Genomic DNA, 17,828 nt, shown 5'->3' with positions numbered 1-17,828 from the left:
CTCGCAACCTCCCACTGCGGAACAGTACCTGCCGCGATTTCCGGGCCCCGCCGGGTGCGAGGCCGCCCGACGGCCCGTCAGCCGCGCAGGGGCAGCGACTGCCCGGCCACCACCAGCAGCACCTGCTCGCACTCGGCGGCCACCGAGGCGTTCAGCCGGCCCAGCTCGTCCCTGAACCGCCGCCCCGCCGCCGTCGCGGGCACCACGCCGGAGCCGGTCTCGTTGGTCACCATGACGACGGTCCGCCGCGTCCCGCGGACAGCGGCCACGAGTTCCGCCGTCCGCTTCCGCAGCACGCTCCGCCCGCCGCCCGCCCACGCCGCGTCGTCCCAGGCGTCCACCCGGTCCATCGCGTCCGTCAGCCAGAGCGACAGGCAGTCGATCAGCAGCGGGGGCCCGTCAGAGGCCAGCAGCGCCGCCAGGTCGCAGGTCTCCTCGGTGCGCCAGGCCGCCGGTCTGCGCTCCCGGTGCAGCCCGATCCGGGCCGCCCACTCCGCGTCGCCGTCGCGGCTGCCGCCGGTCGCCACGTACACGACCTCCGGATACGTCTCCAGCCGCCGTTCGGCCTCGACCGACTTGCCGGACCGCGCGCCGCCGGTGATCAGCGTGCGCCGGGGCACGTCCGGCGACGCGTGGTACCCGCCGACCGTCAGTGTCGTCCCGTCCGGCACGGCCCGCGCCCCGGCCGCCGCGAGCCGGCGTCCGAGCTCGGGGCCGGGGGGCGCGTCATGGTCCAGATGGACGGCGATCACCTCGGTGGCCGGCCCGATCGCGTCGACGGCCCGCAGCCGGGCCACCGCGTCCGGCCGGCCCACGACATCGCCGACCACCATGTCGTACGGCTCCGCCATCCGGTCGGCGAGACCGGCCGGGGCGCCTCCCGGGGGCAGGTAGAGCAGCCGCTCGCCCTCCGGCGCCGTCACCTCGTACCCGGTCCCCGGCGCGTCCATCGGCACCGCCCGCACCCGGTGTCCGCTGATCAGCGTCAGCACCCGCCCGTCCGGCACCCGGCCCGCGGGCGGCAGTCCGGCGGGCAGCTCCACGGCGGGCCCGTCGTGCGGATGGGTGAGCAGCACCTGGCGTACGCCGGTGAGCGAATGGCCCGCGCGGGCGGCGGCGAACACGGCCCCGGGGGTGAGATCGAGCAGCAGCGCGTCGTCGACCAGCAGAGCGGTCGCGGCCCGGCTGTGCGCCCCCCGGGCGGCGGCGCAGGCGGCGCAGGGGCATTCGGGCCGCGGCAGCCCGTCGGGGGCTCCGGTGCCGAGCAGAGTGAGTTCCACGAACCGATCCTCCCGCGTACCCGCACCGGGTGCGCGACGTGGGGGGTGGGGGGCGTGCGCGGGCCCCTTCCCGTGCTGGTCCGAAGCACTAGGCTGCGGGACGGAACAAAGTGACCCAGGAGGCGGACATGGCGTGGACGTGGCGGTTCGAGAAGTCCGACGGTACGGAGACGGAGCCGGCCCTTCAGCCGGAGGAATTCACGACGCAGGGCGACGCGGAGTCCTGGATCGGTGAGTACTGGAAGGAACTCCTCGACGGCGGGGCGGCCCAGGTGACGCTCTTCGAGGACGCGACGAAGATCTACGGCCCGATGAGCCTCCAGGCCGACCAGAGCTGACCCGTACGAGCGCCGTACGAGCGCCGGGCGGACCCGAGGGGGCCCGCCCGGCGCTCGCGCGTTCACACGTCCGTTCCCTCTGTGCCGTCTGCTCTCAGATCTCGCCCAGGGTGACCTGTGCGGTCTTCTCCGCCTCGTTGCGCAGATACGTCACGGTGACCTTCTGGCCCGGCTTGTCGGCGGCCAGTGCCTCGGACAGGGACGTGATCGTGGTGACCGGCATGTCACCGAGCTTGGTGATGATGTCGCCGGCCCGCAGACCGGCCTTGTCGGCCGCGCCGCCCTTCGACACGCTGACGAGTGCGACCCCGGCCGGCTTGTAGCTGTTGTCGACGACCGTACGGCCGGTGATGTTCAGCCCCGCCCGGCCCGAGTCGGTGACCTTGCCGTTCTTGATGATCTGGTCCGCGACCGTCTTCACCATCGAGACCGGGATGGCGAATCCGATCCCCGGCGCGGCGCTGCCGCCCATCTGCGGGTCCGTCGCCGCCAGCGTCGGGATACCGATGACCTCGCTGTTCAGGTTCACCAGCGCGCCGCCGCTGTTGCCCGGGTTGATCGCCGCGGAGGTCTGCACCATGTTCGGGATGGTGGCCCCGGTGCCGCCGCCCGCGCTGCTCTCGCTCACGGTCCGGCCGAGCGCGGAGACGATGCCCTGGGTGACGCTGCTGGACAGGCCGAGCGGCGAACCCATCGCCAGCACGATCTGCCCCACCGCGACCTTCTCCGAGTCGCCGAACTTCGCCGCCTTCAGCCCCTTGGGCACCTTGTCGAGCTTGATGACGGCCAGGTCCTGTTCGGGATAGGCGGCGACCAGCGAGGCGCTCAGCACCTTCTCGCCGGTGGCCGAGCTGACCTTGAAGGTCTTCTCCTTGCCGACGACATGGGCGTTGGTGACGATATGGCCCTTGGTGTCGTAGACGATGCCGGAGCCCAGGCTGTCCGACGCGTCGATCTGCACCACGGACGGGAGCACGTTCTCGATGACGGTCTGGTATTCGGCCTGCAGGTCGCCGGTGGCCTTGGAGGCCGAGCCCTGCTGGACCGTTCCGGACTCTGTCGCGTCCGGCCCGGAGGAGTTCGAGTTCGAGTCGGAGCAACCGCTGACCAGCGCGATCGCACAGACACCTGCGGTCAGAGGCAGCAGCAGCCGGCGCACACGGCTGCGGGAGTGAGAGGAATCCATGTCCGGATTATGGCTTTCAACCCCATGGGTGGCCTGTTGAGCGCACCCGCCCGAGCAGGACCGGGCCCGCCCGGCGATCGGGGGCGGAGCGGCCGCCGGACGACCCGGCGAACCCACCCCGTAACGGTCAGCCCCGCACTCCGCACAGGTGCAGCAGTGCCGCCACCCCGCGGTAGGGATCCGTCCGGCCGGCCCGGTCCTCCGCCGCCAGCACCCGTTCCAGCTCCGCCGCGGCGGGCAGTTCCACGTCGTTGCTCACGTTGTCCGTGAAGACGCGCACCCCGTACCAGGCGTGCAGTGGCGCCGCGATCCCGGCGAGCGTGGCGGTGAGGGCGTCGAGCCGGTCCGCGCGTACGGAGAGCCCGAGCCGGTTGGTGTACCGGTCCGTGTCGAACGCGGCCAGTGCCGCGTCCCAGTCCCCGGCGGTCCCGGCCCGCATCGCGAGCGCGTCCGCGTTCCGTACGAGGAGTGACAGCAGGCCGCCCGGCGCGAGCATCCGGGCCAGTCCCGCCACCATGGCGTCGGGTGCCTGGACATACATCAGCACGCCGTGGCACAGCACCACGTCGAAGCTGCCGGGCAGGAAGTGCACCCCGGTGTCCTGGCCGTTGCCCTCGATGAGCCGGACCCGCTCACGGATTCCCGCGGGCTCGCCGGCGAGCGCCTCACGGGCGGCCCGCAGCATGTCCGCGTCGGACTCCAGCCCGGTCACGGTGTGACCGGCCCGTGCCAGGCGCAGGGCCTGGGTGCCCTGGCCCGTGCCGACGTCCAGGACCCGCAGCCGCTGCCCGACCGGGAAGCGTGCCGCGATCTGCTCGTCCAGCTGCCGGGCCACGAGCTCCTGGCGGACGGTGTTGCGCAGTCCGCCGAGCCCGTCCAGCCACGCCGAGGAGGCTCCGGCGAAACCGGATCCGGCATCACCCGGCCGACCGGCGGACGGACCGCCGGCCGAGCCGAGGAGATCCGTACTCAGGGCCGCTCTCCGCGCTTGACCTGCGGCTTGGGCAGCCGCAGCCGTCGCATCTGGAGCGTGCGCATCAGGCCGTAGGCGACCGCGCCGCGCTTGGGCTTGTCCGGGAACCGCTCGTTCAGCTGCTTGCGCAGCCGGAACGTGAGCCCGATCGAGTCGACGACGATCAGCACGATGACGCCGAGCCAGAGCAGCAGCGAGATGTTCTGGATGCCCTGCACCTGGATCACGCTGAGGATCAGGATGACCACGGCGAGCGGCAGGAAGTACTCCGCGATGCAGAAGCGCGAGTCCACGAAGTCACGGACGAAGCGCCGCACCGGGCCCTTGTCACGGGCCGGCAGATAGCGCTCGTCACCACTGGCGAGCGCCTCGCGCTGTTTTGCCATGTCCACGCGGCGCGCCTCGCGCTGGCGCTTCATGGCCTCCTTGCGGTCGGTCGGCGCTCCACTGGAGGCACGACGGCGCTGCGTTTGGGCATCGCTGCGCTTGGGGGTGGGGCGACCTTTGGGGGCCTGCGGGTCGCGGGGCGTCTTGGAGAGGTCCGCCGTCACCTTGCCGGTGGGGGCCTTCTCTTCCTTGGAGCGGCTACGGAACACAAGGCCCAAGGGTACGGGGTCGATCGCGGCGACCCCGGACCGGCCGGGAACGATCCGGCAACGGCCTGCGTCCCCATGAGTGTGCGAGCGGGACGATACGGGCGTTGTCGACGGTTTCCCTGACCCTCACCTACTCCCTGGGCCGGAGTGCCGAGCGGTGCCAGTCGTCCTTGGGGAGGACCACATCCTTGCTCGAACAGTGCGGTAATAGAGACAGGGCCCGTACTGTGGGTTCTGTTGGAGTGCTGGAGCCCAGTTAAGTCAGAAGGGGGCGCGCGAAGCCCATGAGCGGTGTCATGAAGCGTATGGGGATGATCTTCCGCGCGAAGGCAAACAAGGCCCTTGACAGGGCCGAGGACCCGCGCGAGACCCTCGATTACTCGTACCAGAAGCAGCTGGAGCTGCTTCAGAAGGTGCGCCGCGGTGTCGCCGATGTGGCGACGTCGCGCAAGCGTCTGGAGCTGCAGCTGAACCAGCTGCAGGGCCAGACCTCAAAGCTGGAGGACCAGGGCCGCAAGGCACTCGCGCTCGGTCGCGAGGACCTGGCCCGCGAGGCGCTGTCGCGCCGAGCCGCCCTCCAGCAGCAGGTCACCGACCTGGAGACGCAGCACACCACGCTGCAGGGCGAGGAGGAGAAACTCACTCTGGCGGCCCAGCGGCTGCAGGCCAAGGTCGACGCCTTCCGTACCAAGAAGGAGACGATCAAGGCCACCTACACAGCGGCACAGGCGCAGACCCGGATCGGGGAGGCCTTCTCGGGCATCTCCGAGGAGATGGGCGATGTCGGCCTTGCGATCCAGCGGGCCGAGGACAAGACCCAGCAGCTCCAGGCGCGCGCCGGCGCGATCGACGAGCTGCTCGCCTCCGGCGCCCTGGACGACCCGACCGGCACGGCGAAGGACGACCTCACCGCCGAGCTGGACCGGATCTCCGGTGGTACGGATGTAGAGCTGGAGCTGCAGCGCATGAAGGCCGAACTGGCCGGCGGCTCCACCTCGCAGCAGGCCATCGAGGGCGGTCCGCAGGATGCCGCTCAGCAGCAGCAGTCCCAGTCCCCGAACAAGTTCGACAAGAATTAAGGCAGCGTCATGATCGTACGGATCATGGGGGAGGGCCAGGTAGACCTGGCCGACAGTCATCTCGCCGAGCTCGACGAGCTCGACAACGAACTGCTCGCCGAAATGGAGAGCGGCGACGGCCCCGGCTTCCGCTCGACCCTCCACGCGCTCCTCGCCAGGGTGCGCGAACTCGGCACACCATGGCCGGACGACTCCTTGGAGCCGTCCGAGCTGATCCTGCCGTCGCCCGAGGCAACCCTCGAAGAGGTGCGTGCCATGCTCAGCGACGACGGTCTGATTCCCGGCTGACGACCGGCAGCTCCAGCACCCGCACCGACGGTGCCCCGCGTCCGGTCCACCGGACGCGGGGCACCGTCGGTGCGTGCGGCGGGGCGCCCCGTCCCACCCTGCTGGGTCCGCTCGCCGCGGGCCGGACCGATTCCCGCGCGACACGCCGTAACGTAGCTTGACGTGACCACCCTCGGAACCGGCGTTCTGCGCGTCCGGCACTGGCTGCGCGACCATCCGCTCGCGCTGGACGGAGCACTCGCCCTGGCCGTGCTCGCCTCCATGATCGTCGGATCCTTCGCCGCTCCCGGCTCGCACAGCGGACCCACCTTCGGCACCCGCACACCGGCCCCGAGCAGCGTGCTCCTGATGGTGCTCGGCGCCCTCGCCCTGGTGTGGCGCCGCCGCCGCCCGATGTGCGTGCTCGTCGTCACCAGCGGGCTGACGGTCATCGAACTGGTGATGGTGGACCCGCCGTCCCCGGTGGTGATGAGCGTGGTCATCGCGCTGTACACCATCGCCGCCCGCACCGACCGGCCGACCACCTGGCGGGTCGGGCTGCTCACGATGGCCGCGCTCACCGCCGCCGCGATGCTCTTCGGGTCCGCGCCCTGGTACAGCCAGGAGAACTTCGGCGTCTTCGCCTGGACGGGCATGGCGGGCGCCGCGGGCGACGCGGTGCGTTCCCGGCGCGCGTTCGTCGACGCCATCAGGGAGCGCGCCGAACGGGCCGAACGGACGCGTGAGGAGGAGGCCGGACGGAGGGTGGCCGAGGAACGGCTGCGGATCGCCCGTGATCTGCACGACGTCGTCGCCCACCACATCGCCCTGGTCAACGTGCAGGCCGGGGTCGCCGCCCACGTCATGGACAAGCGCCCCGACCAGGCCAAGCAGGCGCTCGCCCACGTCCGCGAGGCGAGCCGCTCCGCGCTCAACGAACTCCGGGCCACCGTCGGGCTGCTGCGCCAGTCCGGCGACCCGGAGGCGCCGACCGAACCCGCCCCCGGCCTCGCCGTCCTGGACGAGCTCGTGAAGACCGTGCGGCGGGCCGGGCTGCCCGTCGAGGTGGCCTGCGCGACCGGGGACGGCCCGCCGCTGACCGCCGCCGTGGACCTGGCCGCGTACCGGGTGATCCAGGAGGCGCTGACCAATGTGCGCAAGCACGCCGGCCCCGGCGCGAAGGCCGAGGTGAGTGTCGTACGGGTCGGGGCCACGGCCGAGGTCATGGTGCTCGACAACGGCCGCGGGAACCCGGGCGGTGGCGAGGACGGGGGCGGCCACGGACTGCTCGGTATGCGGGAGCGGGTCACGGCCCTGGGCGGCACCCTCAACGCCGGACCCCGTTACGGCGGCGGTTTCCGCGTCCATGCGATCCTGCCCGTCAAGGCCCTCCCGCAGCAGTCGGAGCAACCGGACGTGGCGGGCCGGACGGGGGAGAACGCATGACACCGGCCATCAAGGTCCTGCTCGCCGACGACCAGGCGCTGCTGCGCAGCGCGTTCCGGGTGCTGGTCGACTCGGAGCCCGACATGCAGGTGGTCGGCGAGGCGGCGGACGGCGCGCAGGCGGTGGAGCTGGCCCGCTCGACGGGCGCCGACGTGGTGCTGATGGACATCAGGATGCCCGGTACGGACGGGCTCGCCGCGACCCGGATGATCAGCGCCGACCCGGATCTCGTGGGCGTGCACGTGGTCATGCTCACCACCTTCGAGGTGGACGAGTACGTGGTGCAGTCGCTGCGGGCCGGCGCCTCGGGCTTCCTGGGCAAGGGCGCGGAACCGGAGGAGCTCCTCAGCGCCATCCGCGTCGCCGCGGGAGGCGAGGCGCTGCTCTCCCCGGCCGCGACCAAGGGGCTGATCGCCACGTTCCTCGCGCAGGGCGGCGGTTCGGACGGCGAGGGGCCGGGCGCCGCGGAGTACTCCGCGCGCCTCGCGGCCCTCACCACGCGGGAGCGCGAAGTGCTGGTCCTGGTCGCGGGCGGGCTCTCCAACGACGAGATCGCCGAGCGCCTGGTGGTCAGCCCGCTCACCGTGAAGACCCATGTGAACAGGGCGATGGCGAAGCTGGGCGCCCGCGACCGGGCCCAATTGGTGGTAATAGCCTACGAATCGGGTCTTGTCCGCCCCAGGGTGGAGTGAGGGTGCAGACGCGGTGTACTCCAGCTGCGGTATGCGCGGGATAAGAAAGCGACCTGGGATTGACGCTTTGGGTCCCAGGGATGGGCGATCGTATAAGTGGGCCGGGTCTGTCCCCGTGTTACCCCGCCCACCTGCCGCGTAAGCCACAGAAGAGAGACCTCACCCATGTCCTGGCTGTCCAGATTCAGCCTCGCGCAAAGGGCCCTGATCGGGCTGATCTCGATCGTCGCGCTCGTATTCGGAGCGATTGCGATCCCGCAGCTCAAGCAGCAACTGCTGCCCACCATCGAACTTCCGATGGTGTCGGTGCTCGCCCCCTACCAGGGAGCGTCCCCCGATGTGGTCGAGAAGCAGGTCGTCGAACCGCTAGAGAACTCGATCAAGTCCGTCGACGGCGTCACCGGAATCACCTCCACCGCCAGCGAGGGCAACGCCGTCATCATGGCGTCCTTCGACTTCGGCGACGAGGGCACCAAGCAGCTCGTCGCCGACATCCAGCAGGCGGTGAACCGCGCCCGCGTCCAGCTGCCCGACGATGTGGACCCGCAGGTCATCGCCGGTTCGACGGACGACATCCCGACCGTCGTCCTCGCGGTCACCTCCGGCAAGGACCAGCAGGCGCTCGCCGACCAGCTGGACCGCACCGTCGTCCCCGCGCTGGAGGGCATCGACGGCGTCGGCCAGGTGTCCGTCGACGGTGTGCGTGACCTCCAGATCTCCGTCACCCCCGACGACAAGAAGCTCGCCGAAGCCGGTCTGAACGCGACCTCGCTCGCCCAGGCACTCCAGGCGGGCGGCGCGACCGTCCCGGCGGGTTCCTTCTCCGAGTCCGGCAAGAGCCGCACCGTCCAGGTCGGCGGCGCCTTCACCTCCCTGAAGCAGATCGAGGACCTCCGCGTCACCGGCCAGGACCCGGCGACGGGCAAGCCCGGCGACCCGGTCCGGGTCGGTGACATCGCGACGGTGAAGCAGGAGCCCTCCACCGCGGTCTCCCTCACCCGTACGAACGGCAAGCCGAGCCTCGCCGTCATGGCCACGATGGACAAGGACGGCAGCGCCGTCGCCATCTCGGACGCGGTCAAGGACAAGCTCCCGGACCTGCGCAAGGACCTCGGCGCCGGCGCCGAGCTGACCGTCGTGTCCGACCAGGGCCCCGCGGTCTCCAAGGCGATCTCGGGCCTGACCACCGAGGGCGCGCTCGGCCTGCTCTTCGCGGTCATCGTGATCCTGGTCTTCCTGGGCTCGCTCCGCTCGACCCTGGTCACCGCGGTCTCCATCCCGCTCTCCGTGGTCCTCGCGCTGATCGTGCTCTGGACCCGTGACCTCTCGCTCAACATGCTCACCCTGGGCGCGCTGACCATCGCGATCGGCCGGGTCGTCGACGACTCGATCGTCGTACTGGAGAACATCAAGCGTCACCTCGGCTACGGCGAGGAGCGCCAGTCCGCGATCATCACCGCGGTGAAGGAAGTGGCCGGCGCGGTCACCTCCTCGACCCTCACCACGGTCGCGGTCTTCCTGCCGATCGGTCTCGTCGGCGGCATGGTCGGCGAGCTCTTCGGCTCGTTCTCCCTGACCGTCACCGCGGCCCTGCTGGCATCCCTGCTGGTCTCGCTGACCGTCGTCCCCGTCCTGTCCTTCTGGTTCCTGCGCGCCCCCAAGGGCAGCGCCGAGGACCCGGACAAGGCACGCCGTGAGGCCGAGGAGAAGGAAGCCCGCAGCAGGCTCCAGCGGCTCTACGTCCCGGTGCTGCGCTTCGCGACCCGGCGCCGCATCACCAGCATCGTCATCGCCGTCGCCGTGCTGTTCGGCACCTTCGGCATGGTCCCGCTGCTCAAGACCAACTTCTTCGACCAGGGCGAGCAGGAAGTCCTGTCCATCAAGCAGGAGCTCACCCCGGGCACCAGCCTGGCGGCCGCCGACGAGGCGGCCAAGAAGGTCGAGAAGCTCCTCGGCAGCGACGAGGGCGTCAAGGAGTACCAGGTCACCGTCGGTTCGTCCGGCTTCATGGCGGCCTTCGGCGGCGGCACCGGCGCCAACCAGGCCTCCTACCAGGTCACCCTCAAGGACTCCGCGGACTACGACGCCACCGAGAAGCGCATCGACGAGGCGCTGGGCAAGCTCGACGGCATCGGTGACACCACCATCGCCGCGGGCGACGGCTTCGGCAGCCAGGACCTGAGCGTCGTGGTCAAGTCCGCCGACGGGGACACCCTGCGCAAGGCCGCCGAGGAAGTACGGGCCGAGGTGGCCAAGCTCAAGGACGTCACCGACGTACAGAGCGACCTGGCGCAGAGCATCCCGCGGATCTCCGTCAAGGCCAACGCCAAGGCCGCCGACGCCGGCTACAGCCAGGCCACCCTGGGCGCGGCCGTCGCCGGTGCGGTGCAGGGCACCCAGTCCGGCAAGGCGATCATGGACGACACCGAGCGCGACGTCGTCATCAAGTCCGCCCACCCGGCCACCACGATGGAGGAGCTGAAGAAGCTCCCGATGGGCCCGGTCAAGCTCGGCACCATCGCCGAGGTGAAGCTGGTCCCCGGACCGGTCTCCATGACCAGGATCGACGGCCAGCGCGCCGCGACGATCACCGCCAAGCCCGTCGGTGACAACACCGGCGCGGTCGGCACCTCGCTCCAGAAGAAGATCGACGCCCTGGACCTCCCGGACGGCGCCACCGCGACCATCGGCGGTGTCTCCGAGGACCAGAACGACGCCTTCGTCAAGCTGGGCCTGGCCATGCTGGCGGCCATCGCGATCGTCTTCATGCTGCTGGTCGCGACCTTCCGGTCGCTCGTCCAGCCGCTGATCCTGCTGGTCTCCATCCCGTTCGCGGCGACCGGGGCGATCGGCCTGCTCATCATCACCGGCACCCCGATGGGGGTCCCCGCGATGATCGGCATGCTGATGCTGATCGGCATCGTGGTGACCAACGCGATCGTGCTGATCGACCTGATCAACCAGTACCGGACGCAGGGCATGGGAATCGTCGAGGCGGTCGTCGAGGGTGGACGCCACCGTCTGCGCCCGATCCTGATGACGGCCCTGGCGACCATCTTCGCCCTCCTCCCGATGGCGCTCGGCGTCACCGGCGAGGGCGGCTTCATCTCGCAGCCGCTGGCCGTCGTGGTCATCGGCGGTCTGGTCACCTCGACGCTGCTGACGCTGCTCCTGGTGCCGACGCTGTACGCGATGGTGGAGCTCCGCAAGGAGCGCCGCGCGAAGAAGAAGGCCGACAAGCGCGCCTCCAAGGCGGGCGTGCCGGCTCAGACCGAGTCGGACGAGGTCCGGGAGACCGAGCCCGCGCAGGCCTGACCGGACGAGAGGGCCCTGTCCCACGCGGGTGCGTGGGACAGGGCCCTCTCGTTTTCTTCCCGGCCGGTTTCGGCGTGCTGCCCGAGCCGTCGTTACTTGAGCGAGGAGACGAACGCGCCCCAGGACGCGGCCTGGACGACGAGCGCCGGGCCGGTGGGGTTCTTGCTGTCGCGTACGGGGACGATGCCGGGGAAGTCGTCGCTGATCTCGACGCATTCGCCCCCATTGGAATTGCTGTAGCTACTGCTGCGCCAGTGGGCGGTGCTCAGCTCGGGGGAGTGGGTCATGGTCGGTAGCCCTCCATCGCGGTCCGGATCAGTTCCGCCGACTCGGCCAGGGGGAGGGAGTTGGCCCGCAGTACCTCGTACTGCCGCCGCCACTTCTTCACCGCGGCCGGATCCTCGTAGAGATGACCGGCCTGAATGCCCTCCTCGTACGCCACCGAAGTGCCGTCGGGCAGGGCCAGCAGAGTCAGCGCGCCACCCAGCAGCGGGTGGAGTCCCGCGCCGAACGGCATCACCTGAACTTTACTGTCCGGAGTATCCACCTGCTCCAGCAGCGAAGCCAGTTGCTCACGCATGCAGGCCCGACTGCCCATCTGCCGTCGCAGTACAGCCTCGTCGATGATCGCCCACCGGAACGGCGCGTTCTCCGAATGCTGCCGTTCCTGCCGCGACATGCGCGCGGTGACGCGTTCCTCGACCTGTTCGGCACTCAGGTCCTCCTGGCAGCGGAGAAACGTGCGCGCGTACTCCTCGGTCTGCAACAGCCCCGGCAGCGCCTGCGCCCCGTACTGCTCTATCACTTCGGCACGGAACTCGAAGTCCATGTACCGCTGGTACTGGTCGGGATGGATCTCGCGCCGGGCGAGCTCGTAGAGCCCGTGGAAGTGGTCGTCCGTCCCGAAGGCCATGTCCAGCCGGTTCGGGATGTCCGGTGGCGGCATCAGGTCGGCCGTCTCGATCCGGGCCAGCGTGCTCTTGCTGGAGTTCACGATGTCCGCGAGCTGCACGAGCGACAGACCCGCCCGGTCGCGGTGGCGGCGCTGCTCGGAACCGAAGTAGTGGCGGGCGGACAGATAGGGGGTCAGGGGCTGGGGTTTGAACGTCACGGTGCGTGCCTTTCGTGCGTCCCGTTCCCAAGGACGGGACAGCGGCGCCCTGTTGGCGTGAGGTTCCCCAGGGCGACGATTGCGGCACACACCGTAACCGTCCTCTCGTGCGGCGCACCAGAGGGCCTTCTCCGAAGGTGGCGATCGACATGATGTTCGATGCGAAGGGCCAGGCCCTGCGACTGCTCCCGTGGACCAACGACCAGGGCGGGCCGTGCTGGCTCAGCACGGCGAGCCCCGGCGGTCCCGTCTCCCGGATGGCCGACGAGATCGAGGCCGACCTGATCGCCTCGGCCGAGTACGTGCTCGAGGAGGCCCGTGAGGTGCTGGCGGAGACCGTGGTGGGGGAGCAGGAGCTACGGTTCGCGGGCGTCCGGCTCGCCGAGTCGCTGGGGGACACCCTGCGGATCGCGGCGAGCCGGGGCGGGCGGCTGGCGAACGGTGAGGGCGCCGGCTGCCGGGACGAACCGGGCCGGCGGTGAGCGTCAGGCGGCCCCGCTTCCGCTGAGGGCCTGGACGATCCGGAGCCACGTCTCCCCGTACGGGTGGGCGTGGCGGACGCTGAGGGCGCAGATCTCCCTCAGCAGCCGGACCCGGATCTCCTCGCGTGCCCGGGGCAGGAGCGTGGCCAGATCGTCCGGCTCGACGCCCTCGACCGCTCCGGAGAGCACCATGCCCGCCTGGGCGTGGGTGAGGGAGGACAGCTTGTCGTCGAAGACCTGCCCCTCCACGGCCGCCGCGTGCATCAGCGCGTTGCCGTCCCCGGCCGCCAACGCGCGTTCCACGTAGGCCTGGAGGGCGTCACGGTCCTCGACGAGGCGGTACGCGGCGTCCAGTCCTTCGGTGCGGGCGACATCGAGGACGGCGACGTGGGCGAGCGGAGTGGCCTCGGACGGCTGGGCCCCCAGGATGCGGGGGTGGTCCTGGAGGAACGCCCGCGACTCCGCCCAGGTGGCGCAGTCCACCCACTCCGCCACCAGCTCCGCGAGGATCAGCGGATCGTAGGCGGCGGTCACGCCGTGGGCGAGGACGGCCTCGCGGAGCGCGGCATGCCGCAGCGCGGCCCCGGGGTCCAGGAGTGCCAGTTCCTCGAGAGCGGTCGCCGTCTCCTCGCTGCTGAGCGCTTCGCCGTTCCGGGACCAGAAGTCGCGTGACTCGGGCCAGTTGGGCGCGAACATCCAGGAACTGACGAGGGTCAGAGTCTCCGGCGAGAGGGTGAGCCAGGCCGGTGCGGGGGCGAGGGTCGCCTCTTCCCACGCCGTGCGTACGGCCTCGGCGTCGCTGACGGCGCGAAGGGCCCGCCGGGCCCGTACGGTCACGGTGTCCGCGCCGCCGTCCGGCGCGGACTCCCCGTCGAGGAAGGCCACGAGTTCGCGTACGCCGACCGAGGCCTGGGGATCGGGACAGTCGAGCAGGAAAACGCTCCGCTCGACACCGAGACGCCGCGCGGTCGCCGGGTGGGCGGAGGTGAACTCCGCGACGGCCTCGTCGAATTGCCGGATCGCGGACGCGCGATCGTCGGTGCGGACGAGTGCCTGGGCCAGGCCGGCGAGAGCGGAGACCAGGTGGGTGCCGAAGGCACCGGGGTCCTCCAGGGCCAGGGTCCGGTAGGCGGCGACCGCTTCCCGCGCCGTGCCCACGGTCTCCTCGTGCTCCTGGTTCCGGGCCAGGTGCTCGCTGAGGTTCCGCAGGGCGAGGGCCAGCTGACGGCGGAAGGCCTCGGCCGGTGCGTCTTCCGGTTCGCGCAAGAGGCGTACGGCCTCCCTGGCCGGCACCAGGGCCGCTTTCGCGCTGCCGGTGTCCGCGAGGCTCTGCGCCAGCGTGCCGAGCGCGCCGGCCAGAGCGGCGCGGACGGCCGGCTGACGTTCGGCGGTCTCACGGTAAAGGGCGACCGCTTCCTCCGCTGCGTGCAGTCCCGCCGTCGGATCTCCCGCCTGGTTCAGGTGACCGGCCAGGCCGGCCAGTGACGTGGCCAGCTCCTGCCGGAAGGCGGCGGGCCGCTCCGCGGCGAGCGCGCGGCGCAGGGCAACGGCTTCCACGCCCGCCGCGAGCGCCCCCGAGACATCGCCCACGGCCGCGCGATGGTTGCCGAGGTTGCTGAGCACGGTCGCGAACGCGGGGAGGAACGCGCCGGGATCCTCGGCGGCCAGGCGCCGGTAGAGGCCGGCCGCTTCCTCGGAGTGGGGCAGGGCTGCCGCGGGCTCACCCGCTGAGACGTGGAGCGTGGCGAGGTCGTTGAGCATCGAGGCCAGGCCGGGGAGAGCCGCTGCCTCCCGGTCCGCGGCCAGTTCGCGCTGGAGACGGACGGCCTCCCGCGCGAAAAGCACCGCCGAGGGGTCTCCCGCGGCGGCCGTCTTGGTCGCCAGGGAGGACAGGGACCGGGCGAGATTCGGCTGGAAGGCCTCCGGCAGCCGCAGCGCGAGCTCGGCGTGCACCCGAGCGGCCTCCCGCGCAGGGGCGAGCGCGCGCTCGTGGTCCCCCGCGTCGGAGAACCGGTCCGCCAGGTTGTGGAGGGCGCCCGCCAACTGGCCCTTGAAGGCGGACGGATGATGCGCGTCGAGTTCCCGGCAGATCTCCACGGCCTCCCGCGCGGGCGCGAGGCACCCCGCGAGGTCACCGACGTCCGCGCGGTGTACGGACAGATTGGTCAGGGAGCCCGCCAGAGCGGACCGCAGGACGACGGGACGGCCTTCGGCCACCCCGCGGCTGACCTGGACCGCCCGTTCCGCGTGCGGCAGCGCCTCCGTGTGGCTCCCGACGGACCTGAGAGTGCCGGCCAGCATGATCAGGGCGGAGGCGAGGCCGGCCGAGAACTCCTCGGGGTGCGATGCGGCCAGCTCGGTGCCGATCTCCACGGCCTCCCGCGCCGACGGCACGGCGGCCCTGCGCTCTCCGACGGCTCCCAGACTCACCGACAGATCGGTCAGCGCGGCGGCCAGACGCGGGCGGAAGACCGCGGGAGCCCGTCCGGCGAGCTGCCGGTAGATGGCGACCGTGTCCCGGGCGAGTGCGAGTGCTTCCTCGTGGTCACCGATGGCGTGGAGGCGCCGGCCGAGAGTGCCGAGGGCAAGCGCGAGGTCGGGGAGGGACGCCTCCGCGTCCGCCCCGGCGATGCCCTGCCGGAGCGCCACCGCTTCGCGCGCCGGAGCAAGCGCCCCTTGGTGGTCGCCGACGGCGGCGTACCGGTCGGCGAGATTGACGAGCGCGCGTACCAGCGCCGTCGTGCACGATCCGGGCACGACGTGCTCCAGCGCCTTGTACAGGGTGGCGGCCTCCCGCGCCGGGGCCGGCGCCCCGGCCAGATCGCCTTCCGCCGCGAGCCGCTCGGAGAAGTACTGCAACGCCTGGGCCAGTACCGGTGCCGCGCTCGGTCCGACCCGTTCCGCGGACCCTCGCAGCGCCCCGATCCCCGCCGCACCCACCCGTGCCGCGTGCAGGGGCAGCCCCCACACCACGTACGGATCGACCGTCCGCCAGCCGCCGCCCATCGCTCGCCGCTCCACGTGCGCGATCAGTGCTGCCAGCACCACCTCTCCGGCCGCGGCGCCCTCCGGCCCCGCCCGGCCCGCGAGGTGCGACACGAACTCGCGGTGGTACAGCCGGTACACCGCCTGCCCGTTCTCCACGTCCTCGACGATGTAGCGGCCGTACGCGGACAGCAGCCAGTCCACGTCGCCCTCGTCGTAGGACACGGCACCGCCACTCAGCGCCCCGGCGACTTCCTCCCACACGCCCCCGGCGGGCATCCCGCGCCCCACCGTCCACGCCAGCGCGGTCAGCAGGTCCCGGGCGGCGGACGGCAGTTCGGTGCCGTCCGCCCGGACCCGTACCGGCCCAGCCAGCATGTCCCCCTCGAACGCGGCCTCGATGGAGCCGGGCAGACCGGACAGCCACTGGTCCCCGGCACCACCACCGGACGCCGCCGCCAGCAGCGAGCCCGTCACCAGCCGCGCGAAGAGGAACCCGCCGCCCACGTCCGTGGCGCGGGCCGCGACCGCCTCGCCCGCCTGCCGCGCCCGGCCCGCCGGGACACCGGCCGCCGCGCACCGGCGGAACACGTACTCGGCGATGTCCTCCCGCGTGTCCGGCTCCCGCTCCAGGTCCGCCGTGGTGACCTCCGCACCGGTCAGCCGGGCCAGGGCGTCCGGCAGCGTCTCGTCCGCGCGCCCGTCCTCCGCCAGGCGGCTGCGGAACGCGCGGTCGCGGGAGCCGAGCAGGACCGGGCTCGTACGGCTCAGCGGGAAGACCAGCTCCTCGGTCATGGCGCGGAGGTGCTCGGCCGGTACCTCGTCCAGCCCGTCGAGGACCAGCACCGGCCGCGGGGACAACTCACGGAGCTCGCCCCGGAAGTCGTCGGTGTTGCGGGGTTCCGGCAGGCCGAGCCGGCGGGCCAGCTCAGAGGCCGCCTGGAGCGGGCTCAGACCCCGCAGATGCACGGAGGCGAGGGTGCGGCCGGGGCGCGGGCCCGGGTCCGGGTCGTCCTCGCGCAGGCCCCCGTGCGCCTCGGTCTCCTCCCGCCGTACGGGATCGGTGAGCGTCGCGATCCGGCCCAGCACGGCCGACTTGCCGCAGCCCGCCGGGCCGGTCACCAGGAAGAGCCCGGCCGCGTCCGTCTCCAGCCAGGCGGCGATCCGGCCCAGCACCTGCCTGCGGCCCGTGAAGAACCAGCCCTCCTCGCGGTAGCCGACCCCGCGCGCCGCGAGCACCAGGTGCTCCACCAGCCGGGCGGGGGCCCTGTGCACATGGCGCGGGTTCGGGAAGACCGGCCGCCCGGTGCCGAGGGCGGCGGAGACCGGTGTCTGGCCCTCGCCGTGCCACCGCCCACCGAGCGCGGCCAGCAGGTCGGGGCCGCTGACCAGCTCGTTGTGGGCGCTCCACGCCGAGCGGTACTCGGAGGTGGCGGGCCCCGCCCTCAGCACCTGTGCCAACGCGGTGAGCAGCGGGCCGCTGCCGTCCGACGTCTCGGCGCGCCGGCAGCTCGCCATGATCCCGAACCACTTGGCCCGGCCGGGCGGTGTGGAGGCGGCCGCCCAGCGCCGCAGGGTCTTCTCCAGGCCCCGGCCCACCGCGTCGCCCGCGTGGCAGGTGTCGATGATCACCAGGATCTGGTCGGCGCCCGACGCCACCGCGTCATTGACCAGCGTCTCGGCCGAGACGCCCCGCCTGAGAGCGCGTGCGTCACGCGTCACCTGCTCGACGTCGAGATCCAGGTCGCAGAGCGCGAGGCGCAGTTCGTCGTCGACCAAGACGCCGTGCCCCGACCAGACGATGACCGCGGGCTTCGCCGCCCCCGTCTCCCGCCACCCCTCGCTCCAGGCGGTGAGGGAGTCGTCGAAGACCGTCCAGGACGGGTTCCCGCCGCCCACCACGTGGGCCGCGATCCCCAGCCCCTCCAGCAGTCCGGCGATCCCCTCCATCTGGGCCACCGCCCCGGTCAGCCGGGGAAAGCTCCGCCGGTCGGCGTACTCCTCGCACACCACGCACAGCGCCGTCCCCACCGGCTCGTTTCCCTCGTCGCCCGCCCCGCTCGACTCACCCGTCATAC

General features: G+C 71.9%; 14 protein-coding genes. 7 read left to right on the top strand and 7 right to left on the bottom strand.

Annotated features, from left to right (window positions below):
- Positions 1-77: 77 nt before the first annotated feature.
- Positions 78-1,280 carry a bifunctional adenosylcobinamide kinase/adenosylcobinamide-phosphate guanylyltransferase gene (locus ACIO3R_RS05740; RefSeq protein WP_385033682.1) on the bottom strand — a complete coding sequence of 401 codons (1,203 nt, stop codon included), beginning with the start codon at positions 1,278-1,280 and terminating at the stop codon, positions 78-80.
- Between the two features lie 128 nt (positions 1,281-1,408).
- Between ACIO3R_RS05740 and ACIO3R_RS05735 the strand changes: the two genes are divergently transcribed.
- A complete protein-coding gene (locus ACIO3R_RS05735) occupies positions 1,409-1,618 on the top strand; it encodes a hypothetical protein (RefSeq protein WP_385033679.1) in 210 nt (69 codons plus the stop codon).
- A gap of 94 nt (positions 1,619-1,712) precedes the next feature.
- On the opposite strand, the gene ACIO3R_RS05730 is transcribed toward ACIO3R_RS05735, so the two are convergent.
- From ACIO3R_RS05730 to ACIO3R_RS05720, 3 genes are all read right to left on the bottom strand, one after another.
- Positions 1,713-2,804 carry a S1C family serine protease gene (locus tag ACIO3R_RS05730; protein WP_385028437.1) on the bottom strand — a complete coding sequence of 364 codons (1,092 nt, stop codon included), beginning with the start codon at positions 2,802-2,804 and terminating at the stop codon, positions 1,713-1,715.
- A 127-nt stretch (positions 2,805-2,931) separates the two neighbouring features.
- Positions 2,932-3,639 (bottom strand): methyltransferase domain-containing protein, encoded by a 708-nt coding sequence (locus ACIO3R_RS05725; protein ID WP_363029455.1) that lies wholly within the window; start codon positions 3,637-3,639, stop codon positions 2,932-2,934.
- Between the two features lie 134 nt (positions 3,640-3,773).
- Positions 3,774-4,373, bottom strand: coding sequence for a DUF3043 domain-containing protein (locus ACIO3R_RS05720; protein WP_385028441.1), 600 nt, complete (start codon positions 4,371-4,373; stop codon positions 3,774-3,776).
- Between the two features lie 296 nt (positions 4,374-4,669).
- Between ACIO3R_RS05720 and ACIO3R_RS05715 the strand changes: the two genes are divergently transcribed.
- From ACIO3R_RS05715 to ACIO3R_RS05695, 5 genes are all read left to right on the top strand, one after another.
- The gene (locus ACIO3R_RS05715) at positions 4,670-5,452 is read left to right on the top strand and encodes a PspA/IM30 family protein (protein WP_363029459.1); all 783 of its coding nucleotides are present in this window, start codon (positions 4,670-4,672) and stop codon (positions 5,450-5,452) included.
- Between the two features lie 9 nt (positions 5,453-5,461).
- Positions 5,462-5,740, top strand: a complete 279-nt coding sequence (locus ACIO3R_RS05710; protein WP_385028444.1) for a hypothetical protein — start codon at positions 5,462-5,464, stop codon at positions 5,738-5,740.
- A 162-nt stretch (positions 5,741-5,902) separates the two neighbouring features.
- On the top strand, positions 5,903-7,165 hold the full coding sequence (locus ACIO3R_RS05705) for a histidine kinase (RefSeq protein WP_385038257.1): 1,263 nt from the start codon (positions 5,903-5,905) through the stop codon (positions 7,163-7,165).
- Positions 7,162-7,857, top strand: a complete 696-nt coding sequence (locus ACIO3R_RS05700) for a response regulator (RefSeq protein WP_402103614.1) — start codon at positions 7,162-7,164, stop codon at positions 7,855-7,857. Before ACIO3R_RS05705 ends, ACIO3R_RS05700 begins: the two co-directional genes overlap by 4 nt.
- 165 nt (positions 7,858-8,022) lie before the next feature.
- The gene (locus ACIO3R_RS05695; protein WP_402103611.1) at positions 8,023-11,172 is read left to right on the top strand and encodes an efflux RND transporter permease subunit; all 3,150 of its coding nucleotides are present in this window, start codon (positions 8,023-8,025) and stop codon (positions 11,170-11,172) included.
- A gap of 92 nt (positions 11,173-11,264) precedes the next feature.
- Here the strand turns inward: ACIO3R_RS05695 and ACIO3R_RS05690 are convergent, their stop codons facing one another.
- Entirely contained in the window at positions 11,265-11,459 is a 195-nt protein-coding gene (locus tag ACIO3R_RS05690) for a DUF397 domain-containing protein (protein ID WP_385038265.1), read from the bottom strand.
- Positions 11,456-12,283 (bottom strand): Scr1 family TA system antitoxin-like transcriptional regulator, encoded by an 828-nt coding sequence (locus ACIO3R_RS05685; RefSeq protein ID WP_385038268.1) that lies wholly within the window; start codon positions 12,281-12,283, stop codon positions 11,456-11,458. The genes ACIO3R_RS05690 and ACIO3R_RS05685 overlap by 4 nt, the downstream gene beginning before the upstream one ends.
- Positions 12,284-12,432: 149 nt before the next feature.
- Here ACIO3R_RS05685 and ACIO3R_RS05680 point away from each other — a divergent pair, with 149 nt between their 5' ends.
- The gene (locus ACIO3R_RS05680) at positions 12,433-12,765 is read left to right on the top strand and encodes a hypothetical protein (RefSeq protein WP_402103608.1); all 333 of its coding nucleotides are present in this window, start codon (positions 12,433-12,435) and stop codon (positions 12,763-12,765) included.
- A 3-nt stretch (positions 12,766-12,768) separates the two neighbouring features.
- Here ACIO3R_RS05680 and ACIO3R_RS05675 read toward each other — a convergent pair whose 3' ends face one another.
- Positions 12,769-17,826 carry a tetratricopeptide repeat protein gene (locus tag ACIO3R_RS05675; protein WP_402103605.1) on the bottom strand — a complete coding sequence of 1,686 codons (5,058 nt, stop codon included), beginning with the start codon at positions 17,824-17,826 and terminating at the stop codon, positions 12,769-12,771.
- Between the last annotated feature and the right edge of the window lie 2 nt (positions 17,827-17,828).

Source organism: Streptomyces sp. NPDC087428, from assembly GCF_044744085.1.
Classification (GTDB): Bacteria; Actinomycetota; Actinomycetes; order Streptomycetales; family Streptomycetaceae; genus Streptomyces.
The sequence above is the reverse complement of the archived record's forward strand: the minus strand, read 5'-3'. Positions and strand labels throughout refer to the sequence as shown.